11 protein-coding genes and 1 pseudogene are annotated in these 12608 nt (G+C 58.6%); 4 read left to right on the forward strand and 8 right to left on the reverse strand.

All coding sequences use genetic code 11. The features are described 5' to 3' along the window. Window positions 1–639 precede the first annotated feature (639 nt). Window positions 640–1194, forward strand: coding sequence for a peroxiredoxin (locus tag E4K65_RS13320; RefSeq protein ID WP_126261684.1), 555 nt, complete (start codon window positions 640–642; stop codon window positions 1192–1194). A gap of 6 nt (window positions 1195–1200) precedes the next feature. Continuing rightward, window positions 1201–1748: pseudogene (gene ahpD / locus E4K65_RS13325) on the forward strand (alkylhydroperoxidase, AhpD family). A gap of 230 nt (window positions 1749–1978) precedes the next feature. On the opposite strand, the gene E4K65_RS13330 reads toward ahpD, so the two are convergent. The 7 genes from E4K65_RS13330 to nifH all read right to left on the reverse strand — a co-directional run bounded on the left by E4K65_RS13330 (window position 1979) and on the right by nifH (window position 9654). After that, window positions 1979–2275, reverse strand: a complete 297-nt coding sequence (locus E4K65_RS13330; RefSeq protein WP_092218293.1) for a ferredoxin family protein — start codon at window positions 2273–2275, stop codon at window positions 1979–1981. 39 nt (window positions 2276–2314) lie between these two features. After that, window positions 2315–3622: an FAD-dependent oxidoreductase gene (locus E4K65_RS13335; RefSeq protein ID WP_126261668.1), complete on the reverse strand. Its 1308-nt coding sequence runs from the start codon at window positions 3620–3622 to the stop codon at window positions 2315–2317. 12 nt (window positions 3623–3634) lie between these two features. Then, window positions 3635–4744 carry an electron transfer flavoprotein subunit alpha/FixB family protein gene (locus E4K65_RS13340; RefSeq protein ID WP_126261667.1) on the reverse strand — a complete coding sequence of 370 codons (1110 nt, stop codon included), beginning with the start codon at window positions 4742–4744 and terminating at the stop codon, window positions 3635–3637. A gap of 992 nt (window positions 4745–5736) precedes the next feature. Continuing rightward, the gene (nifW, locus tag E4K65_RS13345; RefSeq protein WP_126261666.1) at window positions 5737–6078 is read right to left on the reverse strand and encodes a nitrogenase stabilizing/protective protein NifW; all 342 of its coding nucleotides are present in this window, start codon (window positions 6076–6078) and stop codon (window positions 5737–5739) included. Window positions 6079–6421: 343 nt separating this feature from the next. Then, the gene (nifV, locus tag E4K65_RS13350; protein WP_404550850.1) at window positions 6422–7612 is read right to left on the reverse strand and encodes a homocitrate synthase; all 1191 of its coding nucleotides are present in this window, start codon (window positions 7610–7612) and stop codon (window positions 6422–6424) included. A 217-nt stretch (window positions 7613–7829) separates the two neighbouring features. Continuing rightward, window positions 7830–8621 (reverse strand): nitrogen fixation protein NifQ, encoded by a 792-nt coding sequence (locus E4K65_RS13355; RefSeq protein ID WP_135174526.1) that lies wholly within the window; start codon window positions 8619–8621, stop codon window positions 7830–7832. Between the two features lie 148 nt (window positions 8622–8769). Beyond that, window positions 8770–9654, reverse strand: coding sequence for a nitrogenase iron protein (gene nifH, locus E4K65_RS13360; RefSeq protein ID WP_126261664.1), 885 nt, complete (start codon window positions 9652–9654; stop codon window positions 8770–8772). A gap of 552 nt (window positions 9655–10206) precedes the next feature. Here nifH and E4K65_RS13365 point away from each other — a divergent pair. Next, window positions 10207–10620, forward strand: a complete 414-nt coding sequence (locus E4K65_RS13365) for an ArsC/Spx/MgsR family protein (protein WP_126261663.1) — start codon at window positions 10207–10209, stop codon at window positions 10618–10620. A 447-nt stretch (window positions 10621–11067) separates the two neighbouring features. After that, entirely contained in the window at window positions 11068–11811 is a 744-nt protein-coding gene (locus tag E4K65_RS13370) for an OmpW/AlkL family protein (protein WP_167770772.1), read from the forward strand. A 419-nt stretch (window positions 11812–12230) separates the two neighbouring features. Here the strand turns inward: E4K65_RS13370 and E4K65_RS13375 are convergent, their stop codons facing one another. Continuing rightward, window positions 12231–12578, reverse strand: a complete 348-nt coding sequence (locus tag E4K65_RS13375; RefSeq protein WP_126261662.1) for a (2Fe-2S) ferredoxin domain-containing protein — start codon at window positions 12576–12578, stop codon at window positions 12231–12233. Window positions 12579–12608: the final 30 nt, after the last annotated feature.

Here is a 12608-nt window from a genome sequence, read left to right on the forward strand (position 1 = left end):
GATCATGGAGCTTCAGAGTGATCGCCGCATGTATCATCCAGACTGTACAACCTGACGCTACGTAGAGTTCAAGCCCCAAATCGCCGCCAAAGGCGAGCCTGGTTGGCTTTCAAACCTTTTAGAATCCGGCAAACCACCGAGCCTGGTGATCTCGCGCCGCTTGAAGCGCCTCAATGCGCGAAGCGCCGTAGCCTCTGATTACTCGCACCTTGTTTGGCAGCCGCGAGCATCTGGCCTTACTGGCGCAATCTGTTGTCGCCGGCGATACAGCCGCTCTTGTTTGCGCCAGATGCTACGAACCTCGCGCTTCGTCAGGTTCCGTATTTCCATTAGATCTCGGCAGGCCGACAGTCATTCATCACATTGATGGCGAGATGAGGCGGTTTGCTCGAGGGGACGCAGAACGGCCTTGACCAGACGCTTGCAGCGCGAACATCTCAGGCGGTCGCGCAAAGCAAGACTGCTTTCATGAACCTTGGCAAGGAAGCGCTTGGCTACAGATTTTTCTCAGATCGACGCTCCAAGCGCCCGGGCATGTCTGTATCAAAGCCGCTGGACTCCACTCCTGAGAACGGATGGCACATAGCTTGCTTCAACAGCGAAGCCACCTTCTACAGAAAGCGAATTTGTGAGGACAGCATGCTCGGAATTGGAAGTCAGTTGCCGCGGTTCGAAATCACAGGCGTGAAGCCCGGTTTTCAAGCGCAGGAAGAAGGAGGACAGAGTGCATTCGAGACGCTGACCGAAGCGAGCTTTCCAGGAAAATGGAAGATCATCTTCTTCTATCCGAAGGATTTTACCTTCGTCTGCCCGACAGAGATCGCTGAGTTTGCCCGGCTTTCCAAGGAATTCGCCGATCGCGATGCGGTTGTACTGGGTGGTTCGACTGACAATGAGTTCTGCAAGCTCGCTTGGCGGCGCTCACATCTCGACCTGCACAAACTTCCAATCTGGCAGTTTGCCGACACAAAGGGAACGCTCGTCGACGGTCTTGGCGTGCGTTCACCAGAAGGGGTTGCCTATCGTTACACCTTTATTGTTGACCCCCAAAATACGATCCAGCACGTCTATGCGACCAATCTCAGTGTCGGGCGCAGTCCTAAGGACACGCTCCGCGTTCTGGACGCGCTGCAAACCGACGAGCTCTGTCCCTGCAACCGCGAAATCGGCGGCGAAACCTTGAAGGTTGCTTGAGGCAGCATGTCGTCGATCGAACAACTAAGCGACCAGATTCCCGATTTCGCGAAGGACGTCAGGCTTAACTTGACCTCCTTGGTGGCCGATGAGACGCTTTCGCCACAACGAAAATACGGGCTGCTGCTGGCGAGCGCGATTGCCACTCGCAATGCAGCCCTGATTGCCGCGATGGAATCGGCTGCGTCCGCTGTGATGACATCTGTGGCGATTGCCGCAGCGAAAGCCGCAGCCAGCCTCATGGCAATGAACAACGTTTACTACCGCTTCGCTCACCTTGTCTCCAACCCGGAATACAAAACGATGCCGCCACGGCTGCGTATGAACGTGATCGGCAATCCCGGCGTGGAGAAGTCCGATTTCGAGCTGTGGTCGCTTGCGGTCTCCGCCATAAACGGCTGCGTGCCTGCATCGATGCCCATGAGAAGACACTGAGAGCCGCGGGCGTCAATTCCGAAGCGATCCAGACCGCCGTGCGCTTTGCCGCGATCATGCAGTCAGTGGCAATCGCAATCGAGGCCGCTGGGCCCGACCCCTCTCAGGCGAGGGGCTGATCCTTCCTCTACGATCCGATCGACCGCGTTGTGGCGCCACTCAGTGAGGTCACAACCAGTCCTTCGCGGCTCCCGAACGAGCGGCACATCTGCACGCTATGGCTTGTGCAGCGTCCCCCCGAAGAGTGTCTTGCTCGAAGTCCAGGCGCCGCGCAAGTGACGCGGAATGCGCCAATGATGCGGTGAAGCCCTATCGCCTAACTCGGCCGCATTACGGCCCTGTTCCACTATCAGCCAAACTTGAACTGCACTCCATATCCGCCGCGCGGATGGCTCCATTCGATGTCGCCGGTGGGCTCGGCGATCACGCGGCAGGTACCGCACTCGATGCAGCCGTCAACTGTTATCTCGACCTGGCCGTTGTCGTTTAGCTCGTAGCATCGCGCGGGGCAGGCTTTCAAAAGTGCAAGGAGCTGCGGCGATGGCGTCGTGTGCGCACGGACCTTGACGTGAGGGTGACCGATGTCGACAAGATAGCGATTATAATACAGCTTGTCTTCGACGCGGACTGGGGATTCGACATTCATGCTTTGACCTTCCATTGTTGGGCTTCACAACTGTCGCGGTCAGCGCCAGGCCCGGGCAAAACGACAAGCATCACCGAACAGACCTGCCCATGACCGCGCCTTGACAAAGGATTTCAGGGTCGCCTTCTCCTTCTCAGCCTTGGGCGTACCATCGACGCGCACGAAGTTTTGCATCGCCTTGGAGATGAGCTGCGGATAGGTGAGAAAGAAGTTTTGTGACTGGGTATGCATTAGGGGCGGCAAATCCTTGTACTTCTTTAGATCTTTGATGACGAAGGAATCGTCTAGCATCTTCTTGTAGATCGACAGATTTGCTGCACTCATCGGCTCGCCGCGCGATTTCACGAGACCTATCGCTTCGGCGGCGATGCGGCCGGAAGTCATCGCGAGATTGGAACCCTCGCGATGAATGGCATTGTTGAGTTGGGCCGCATCGCCCACTACGACCCAGCCTTCCCCATAAAGCTGCGGGATCGACTTGTACCCGCCTTCAGGAATGAGATGGGCCGAATACTCCTTGACTTCGGACCCTGCTATCAGGGGCGCCACGGAAGGATGACTCTTGAATTGATCGAGCAGGCCGTAGGGCGTCTGGCTCGTGCGCTGGAAGTCGGCGACGAGACAACCGATGCCGAGCGAAATGCACTCTTTGTTGGCATAGATGAAACCCATTCCGGTCATGCCGCGGGAAATGGTACCGACCGCCTCGATCACGACGCCTTCATCGCCCCTGAGATTGAAGCGCGCCTCGATAGTCTCGCGGGGCAAGAAGTGCATCTCTTTCACCGCGAGCGCAACGTTGTCGGGTCTCGGCCGCGCGCGTAGGCCCGCGCGCGTCCCGAGCAGGCCATTGACCCCCTCGGCCAGCACGACGACATCGGCATGTATTTCGCCGTCTCGACGGTCTGTACGAACACCGACGATCCTTTCACGCTCGTCCCGTACGAGCTCGGTGACGGTCGTCTCGCACAGCAAGGTCGCGCCAGCCTCCCGCACCTTGGAAGAGAACCATTTGTCAAACTGGGCGCGTATAATCGTGTACCGGTTCGGCCGTTCCTCGTTGAAGTCGTCTGAACGGTAATGCATGCCAACATGGGAGCGATCGTCCATCATCCAGAACCGCTGCTCAATCAGGTGACGTTCGAGCGGCGCCTCCTCTCGAAACTCGGGGACCAGCTTTTCCATCATGTCGGCATAGAGGATGGCGCCCTGCACATTCTTCGATCCGGGATATTCGCCGCGCTCGAGCTGCAGCACCTTCATGCCGCGTTTGGCCATGGTCAATGCCGCCGCATTGCCGGCCATACCGGCTCCGACCACGATCGCATCGAATCTCTCTTCAATCATTATCATCTCCTTCTAGACAGCGATCCGGGCGCGCGAATTCGGCAAAAGCCGAGCGCGAAATGCGGCCGTCAGCGCCGGTAGCAATTGAATGGCGTCACTGACGATCGCGAGATGGGCGAAGTCAAAGATCGGAGCGTTCTTGTCAGTATTGACGGCGACGATCAGATCCGCACCCTCCACGCCAACCCGGTGCTGGATCGCGCCGGAAATGCCGGCGGCAATATAGAGCTTCGGCCGGATGGTTTTGCCCGTCTGGCCGATTTGCCGGTCAGACGTAACCCACCCTTTTTGCACGAGAGGACGCGAGCAGCCATATTCAGCGCCAAGCAGAGTTGCGAGCTCGCGCACCAACCGAAAGTTCTCAGGCGATCCCAGTCCCAGGCCGCCCGCAACCACGACATCGGCATAGGCCAGATTGGAGGTTTCTGCATCGCGGTCGGGTAGGAACGACAATACCTTTGTGACAATGTCATCTTCCACAAGACCGAGCGGATGGACGATGATACGAGCGGCATCGCGTACGACGCGCTCAGGCATCGGCATGACCCGCGGGCGGACGGTTGCCATCTGCGGACGATAATTCAAGGTATAGATCGTGCAGAGCAGCGAGCCGCCAAAGGTCGGACGCGTCGCCGCCAGCGAACCATCGGCGTCGACGTCCAGCGCGGTGCAGTCGGCTGTGAGCCCCGTCGACAGAGTCGTCGCCACGGAACCTGCGAGATCGCGACCGAGCGTCGTCGCCCCCAACAGTAGGATCTCGGGCTTGTAGGTGTTGACGAGTTCGGTTAGCGCTTTGGTGTAGGATTCGTTGCGGTAATCCGACAAAACATTGTCGCTCACGAGATAGGCCATATCGGCGCCATAGCAAAATGCGTCAAGCGCGGCGTTACGTGTGTGCTGCCCCTCCGGACCGATAACGACAGCAGCAAGATTCACCTTTAGCCTGTCGGCCAGCCTGCGGCCCGCCCCCATGAGCTCCCAGGAGACCGGATGCACCCGGCCGCGCTCCAGCTCAACGAAGACCCAGACGTGCTTGTAGGCCTTAAAGTGCTCCGGCAGTTCTTTTTTGGCCCCTGCGCGACCGGCCGCCGCCGGCATGGCCGTTCTGGTGACATTGTTCATACTCTAAATTCCCCTCAAAGATAGGCGCGCCCGCGCCACAGGTTTGCTTTTTAGCTTCGATAACTGAAGATCACTTTTGGTCAGCGAGGGGCCGGCTGTTCTGCCCCGTCTGCTTGGTCCGACCGGCCGCACAACAAGAGGCGTCGTCGCGATAGACGTACCGGTCCGGCCGGATTTGGAGCGGTCTTCCACACTGGACGCTTGCGCGCCAGGTTCGACGAGCGCCACCGCAGCGGCCAGGGCGCCGCGGTGGTTGTGACCGGTCGCTTCCATGCCTGAGTTGGCGAGTCCGTTCGCTGCGCAATACCTGCGCCTCACTTTCGGCCCACCAGCTCCACATTGACTGTGACGACGAGCGCGATCCTGGCAACGCACCTGTCACGCGATCCATGCCGAGCCTCCAGCGCCGACAGCCCGTATGGGCCGACGTTGGCCCTCTTCCTGACGCATGTTGCTATCCGCCATGAGATGGATACAAATCTGAGCGGAATCCGGGGCCGACTTGATCCGGACAACGCTGGGCATACCCTCTCCAGGTGTAGCGCGAACGGCCAACTTATCCATTGACCACCATCTCACCGTCCATACGGAGCCTTGATCGTGTCAAAGGCCGTTTCGAACGCACCTGGCGCGATCGTAGGCCACGAGATGATGGCGCAGGGCTCGGCAGGCACTAAATGCAGCATCATAAGTCTTCCTTCAATCTCATCTCGGACGACTACCATCTGTCGGCATCGATGATCGGATCGGCAGGACAACAGCAAGTGTCGTACCAGTTGCAAAAAACAGTGAAAGTCAGTCGAAAGTAATGGTTTGGCAGACACTTGAAATATCCGCTGGTACCGTGGACACGACCAGTCCAGACATGGGTCGGGAATACGACAGCCGCCGCTCGGGTGATAGCTGCAGAGAGTTGACCCGGATAAAGACGAAGGCCGCACATCGGGTTGCCACGGTGCCCCGTCGGGCACACCTTGCAGTGGAACGCTAGATCACTTCAGCTCGCTCAATGGGACAAAGGCCGCCGCCTTCTTAGGATCTGCGGCCGCCTCCTTCAAAACCTTGAACACTCGCTGGTCGATCGGTGACGATGCCACGAAATCGGCATAAGCCCGCTCCAGCATCGCCTTGCACCGAGCTCTGATTTCCGGCTCTGCGGCACCTGCAAATTGCTCTTTTGCAAAGTATTGTCCCATGCGCTTTAAGATGTGAAGGCGCGCGACATTCACGATTTTAGGATCGTAATCGACGCCAAGTAGCGAAAAAAAATCCTCCGCCGATGAGGCCTTGCTGAGCCGATCGAGGATACCGGCTGCCGGGGATGAGTTGATCATGGAAAATTCTCCTTCGGATTAGCTCTGGACGGTAAATGAGATGGGGTGGCGCCTGTTGACTGCTGGCGGGATCAATGGCCAGACCACGATCGAGGCTGACGCTAGTCAGGACGGTCGCCGGACCGGAACTCAGGGCGAGAAGACGCCGATTGGCAGTGCGGGGCGGCTCGCCATTGGGTAGGAGATCACAGCATGTATGGCGGAACGGGAAGTAAGATCTGGAGGTGAGATCGCGCCAGGGGATCTGACGCGCGAAAGCTGGACGCCGTTCGGGCCCATCAGCGATATCGGACGCCATCCTTGGGGCGCGTCTGTTTACGCAAACGCTGCTGGACACGGCTTTTCACGCGGGGTGGGTTGCCAGGCATCCGCACACGTCGCGCCAGATCGCCGCCACGGTTTCGCGCTCGACCGGCCGCTTGTGCTCAATGGCATATTTGCGGACTTGCGACAGAATCTGTCTGGCTTCATCGGCGCTGGCAACGAGCTGCAGTTCATCGAGTAACGCGGTGATCGCCCCAAGTCCGGAATGCTTGCCGATCACAAAGCGGTTGCAGCGGCCAAACAAAACGGGATCAAGCGATTGATAGGTGCGTTGATCCTTCAAAAGGCCATCGACATGAATGCCGGATTCGTGCGTAAATACATGCTCTCCGACGATGGCCTTGTTCACAGGAATCGCACGTGCGGCCGCGCCTGCTACCACCGCGGCGACGTTCCCGAGCTCCGGGAGTATGATGCCAGTCTCGCGCCCGTAGAGCTGCTTGAGTGCGACCGCGATTTCCTCGAGCGGGGCATTTCCGGCCCGCTCGCCCAACCCGATGACGGTCACTGAGGCGTGGCTCACGCCGGCCTTGATAGCGGAGAGCGTGTTGGCGGTTGCGAGTCCGAGATCATCGTGACCGTGAAATTCGAGTTCGAGATCGGTGGTCGCACGCAAATTCCTGACCAGCACGTAGGTTGCGTCGGGATCGAGCACACTGAGCGTATCTGCAATACGAAAGCGACGCGCGCCCGCGGCTTTTGCAGTTGCCATCAGTCTGATGAGAAAATCGATGTCGGCGCGGGAGGAGTCCTCACCACCGACGGCGACCTCAAGTCCGCGCGCACAGGCATAGCCTACCAATCGCTTCACCCGTTCCAGCGCCAGGTCGCGATGACCACCTAGCTTGGCCGCGATCTGGACATCGGAGGTCGGGATCGACATATTGATCATGGACACCTTTGCTTCGATCGCCGCGTCGACATCCGATTCTCGCATCCGGCACCAGCCTATGGTGGTCAGCGGAAGATCTGCTTCGACAATGGCGCGAATGGCGGCGATCTCCTCGTTGCCCATCGCCGGCGTTCCCGCCTCGATCTCCGTGACTCCGGCCCGCGCCAGCGCCTGCGCGATCGCTAGCTTTTCCTCTGTGGTGAACGCAACGCCAGGTGCCTGCTCGCCGTCGCGTAATGTCGTGTCGTTGAGCACGGTGGGTTTGGCGCGCACCTGGTCGGACCAAGACGATTTTGCGGCGGTGCTAGCGGCAATCACGCGAGAGCTCCTCATTGTTTGACCTACCTAAGCTTCAGCAAATGGATTGTCGTAAATGCGACAGGCCTATGAAGCGGACGCCTTGCCTACTGCCCCGCCGTGTTCGAACTTTAATGCAGTTGCGGCCCGCCAGGATGTGAGAATTGTTGCGGAGCACTTGAGCCCGCCGCCGCCTTGGACACATGGTCACTCGCTCGAAACGGCGTCAGCCGCGCCCTCAGCCTTCCGCGCGGCTTACCGAATCCTGCGAGGCTTTCCCCGATGATGATGCGATCGCGGACCCTTGTGGCAGTTCAGATGGCCAGCCGCCGGCAACGACCGGCCGAGCCGCCTGCAACAGAAAATCGCGCCGGCGCTCGGCCATCCGGCTCTCACCGCTTTCTTCGTCGAAGCAGATGTTGAAGTCGTCACATTGGTTGCACACGGGTGTCGTGCACATCGCGAGGCCTTCATTCTCACAAAGCATGCGGTAGAAGAAGCGCTTCCAGCGCATATTGTTGACATTGCGCGCGGCGAGCGGCGCGAAATGGCGGCTCAGCAGCCGAGAGAGTTCGCCGCGATTGCGCAAGCCGAGAGCTTCCCAAAGATGGCCTGGCTCAATGGCGCGCCGCGCTATCATCGCAGCCAGCCAGTGACCGATATCCCGTTCCGTCGAGCGTTGCTTGAGCAAGAGATCGCGCAGCATTGCGATCTCTTCGTCCCCTTCGCACTTAAAAACCGAGAGCTGCCCCGCGAGCTTGATCTCAAGCGAGGGAAAGTACTGCTCCAGCAAGGCCGCCAGTTCAAGGCCGGACAGGCCGGCCTTCTCGGGAAGGGACCCACCATCCATTGTGGCAGCCGCCAAGATAGACGCCAGGACATGGCGATCGAAATTGCTGTCAATGGCAATATCGGCATCTGCAGGAGGCACACCGGTGAGCAGACGGTAGGTTGCAATTCCCCTGTGTATCTGGCTGTTGGCATCAACGGCACAAGCAGCCATGAACGGAAGGTATTGCGCTTCGAACATATTTTGAGGGTTCCACAGCAGTCAGGTTTTCCCTGCCGCATCCTGGTTTTGGTCAAGATCGATCGTCAGAATGCCGGCCTCCCGGGATGCGTCGGTGAGGGAGACCGGCATTCGTCGCGCACCTTCGCAAGGCCGCGACTCGCGGCCTTTACGAGGCCGCGAGTTCGGCGGCGGTCTTGCCGATGATGGATTCGTCCACGGGCTTCATAATGCCATGCTCCATCAGCATGTCCTCGAGCTCGTCCATGGAGATTGGAGTCGGGATGATGCCTTTGCCGCCATTTTGGTGAACCTTGGTCGCAAGATTGCGATAGTGATCGGCCTGCTTGGAATCGGGTGCATATTCGAGCACCGTCATGCGGCGTAACTCGGCGTGCTGCACCACGTTGTCGCGCGGCACGAAGTAGATCAGCTGAGTGCCTAGCTTCTTGGCCAACGCTTCCGCCAGTTCCAACTCCTTGTCCGTCTGCCGCTCATTGCAGATCAGACCGCCCAGCCGCACGCCGCCAGAGTTTGCGTATTTCAGGATTCCCTTGGAAATGTTGTTCGCGGCATACATCGCCATCATTTCACCGGACATCACGATATAGATTTCCTGCGCCTTGTTCTCGCGGATCGGCATCGCAAAGCCACCGCAAACGACGTCGCCGAGCACGTCGTATGAGACATAGTCAATGTTTTCGTAGGCGCCGTTCTCCTCCAGGAAATTGATCGAGGTAATGACGCCGCGGCCGGCGCAGCCGACACCCGGCTCAGGACCACCGGACTCCACGCAGCGAATGTCCTTGTAGCCGACCTTCATTACGTCCTCGAGCTCGAGGTCCTCCACGCTGCCGGCGCTCGCTGCAAGGCTCAAAATCGTGTCTTGCGCCTTAGCGTGCAGAATCAGGCGGGTCGAGTCCGCTTTCGGGTCGCACCCTACAATCAGGATTTTTTGACCCATCTCGGCCAGCGCCGCCAGCGTGTTCTGCGAAGTGGTCGACTTGCCGATGCCGCCCTTCCCGTAGAACGCGATTTGTCTCAGTGAAGACATGTTGTTCTCCATCAACCGATTTGCCAAAAGTTGCGCTTCTTGCGCGCGAGCTTGTTTCTCTCTCAGAAACGGGGGCACACGGGTTCAAGGGAAGGAGCGCATCGCTCGTCTTACGCGTCGGCGTGCACTCAGCCCTCAGTCAGTGTTGCTGCCGCTTATTAGCAACCGCCGTGCCAACGCTTGACCGCGCTCCTTAAGCTTCTGATTACGTTTCTGAAAACCAACTAGCCGGTGAGTAAGGCCCTGACTGTTTTGGATCTAACAGGATCTGCGCGGCTGTCAGAAAACTAACAACGACCACAACGATCAACGCGAAAAGCCGATTTGCGCCATCAGTTCCGATGCCCTCACGTGTGGAACGGAACTTGCTCCGATTCGACGACAGTGAATATGCCGGTTGGCCCGCAATCTGGCGCACCAGCGGCGAGGTTGCATACATGGTACGGCGCTTGGTGCGCTGACTTTGGAGATGATCGGCAAGAAATTGAAGAGGCTCCCGAAGCAGCCGCGCCGTGCCAATCGTTCAGCTCAGCGCGCCTACAGAGGTATATCGTGGCGACAATCATCTTCTATCAGAAACCCGGCTGCGCCACTAACGCGCGTCAGATTCAAGCGCTGAAGTCCGCCGGCCACGACGTGATCGCCCAAGACATCTTGAAGGAGCCATGGGATGCGGAGGAATTACGTAGCTTCTTCGGCAATATGCCCGTCGGCTCCTGGTTCAACCGAGCTGCGGCACGTATCAAGTCAGGCGAAATCAATCCCGATACTATCGACGCGGCAAGCGCACTCGCATTGATGGTGGGCGATCCGCTCCTGATACGACGACCGCTGATCGACGTAGACGGGGCACGATGTGCCGGGCTCGATCATGAGCCCGTGCTGTCGCTGCTTGGCCGCAAGACGCAAGATGATCTCGAGGGGTGTTTGCACAAAGCAAACCCCAGGCGTTGTGCGCAGGCCTGAGGAAACGAAGGAGCGGCCCCCAGTCGATCAAACAAGTAAGGATGACGTTTCCCACTTCCGGCTTCCTTCACGGGCAATAAGCGACGGGACCTTCGCTGAGACGGCCCGCGCGAGTGGCTGCCCGTAAGGGGCATCGTCTATATTGCGCTCGATCGCCGCGCTTCCCGCTCTTGTGAGAGGCGGTGGCAGGTGCCGCCTTTGTCGCGCATGATGTCCGCGGCCTGGATTGGATCAGAGCAACAATCCGAGATGCGGCTTCTTGAACAGACCCGCCTCTCTTGAATTGAATAAGGATCAGAACAGATCTCCACCCTGCGCGGCAGTGATCCTTATGCAACTTAGCGGCATAATTGCGCTCTGCTCGCTTCCATTTTGATCGGCATCAAATCCTCCGCCTTTCCCGGTGTGTGACAGAGATATCGCGCGGCTCTTCGCGCGGATTTTGGAATGGAGAATTCGATGAGAACAAGGCCAGTTCTGACGAGGGCGTCACTCCTCGCGCTAGCAACCTCGTTGGTCAGCATCCCGGTACAGGCTGCAGATCTGGGCCGGGCGCCGATCTACTATCAAGCGCCCCCGATCGAACCCTTCAATCCATGGATGATCCGCCTGCGCGTACTTGGCGTTTTGCCGGACACCGAAGGCAGCTCAGTCAGCGTCGCCGGGGTGCCCTCGCTGTCCTCGCCAAGTTCTGGGCTTTCGATCAGCGATCAAGTCATACCCGAGCTCGACATCACCTATTTCTTCACGAGAAACGTTGCCGCCGAACTCATTCTCGGCGTAACTAGCCATCACATCAGCGGCAATGGCGCGCTCACTGGCCTCGATATCGGCAAAGCCTGGCTGTTGCCGCCAACACTGACCCTGCAATATCACTTCACCGATTTCGGCGCGCTCAAGCCCTATATCGGCGCGGGCATCAACTACACCGCATTCTTCAACCAATCGGCAGCCAATACGTCGCTCGCTGGTCTTGCCGTTACGGATTTGCGCATCAGCAACCAATTCGGCGCGGCGGTCCAATTCGGCTTCGATTACATGCTTGATCGGCACTGGGGCCTCAACTTTGACGTGAAGAAGCTATGGCTGCGGCCGGAGTACTCCGCGACCGTAAACAATGCGATTGCCGTCACCGGTCGCGCAAACATCGACCCATGGCTCGTCAGCGGCGGCGTCACTTACAAGTTCTGACGCTAGAACAGGATCAGAAAGGGGATCCGTTTGATCAAACCGGACGCGGCGAGATCATCGAGCGCGTCCCTAACCTCACCGCAGTGCAAACAGAGCGAGATGACGCGTCAAGTACGCGTCATCTCGCGAGACGCGGGGAGCCCAGCACTGCTCTCGCTGTGAACTCCGGGTCGCGTGGCAAGCGGTGACGGTACACAAACAGATCGACCCAGCACGCGCGTTGCAAAGGCCGCCATTTGCCGATTGGGCCGGAGAAGAAAGGCGGCACGCCGCGAAAACGTCAATGACTTTCTGTTCTCAAATCCGGGGCGTGATGGCTACGCTCTATCTCAGACGATCTGACCTCCGAGCAGCCAGCTCATCGCCGCACAAACCGTCGATGCTTGCTTGCCTTGGCAAGGGGCCGCTAATCGAGCCCTCTAGGTTCGCTTTAACACCATCACAAGGCGGTCGACACGTTTGCCTTGCGCGAGGTGGGAGTTTACGATTTCGTCGACATCCTCAGGCGTGGACGCGCGATACCACACTCCGTCGGGATAGACGACCATCAAGGGACCAGAGTTACAAAAGCCAAGGCAGCCTGCCATCGTGAAGCCAATATCGTTGAGGCCTTGCGCTTCGATCGCCTTGGCCATTCGATCCCATAGGGCTTGTGCGCCGGAGGCGCCACAGCTGCCGTGCGGATGAGTTGGCGGACGCTGCGTGTTGCAGGCAAAGACATGATGTCTATAAAGTTGAGGAAGCTCGAATTCGGTTTCTGAGTTCATGCGCCTATCCTGTGATCAATGGGCTTCATC

It is taken from the genome of Bradyrhizobium niftali, assembly GCF_004571025.1.
GTDB classification, from domain to species: domain Bacteria; phylum Pseudomonadota; class Alphaproteobacteria; order Rhizobiales; family Xanthobacteraceae; genus Bradyrhizobium; species Bradyrhizobium niftali.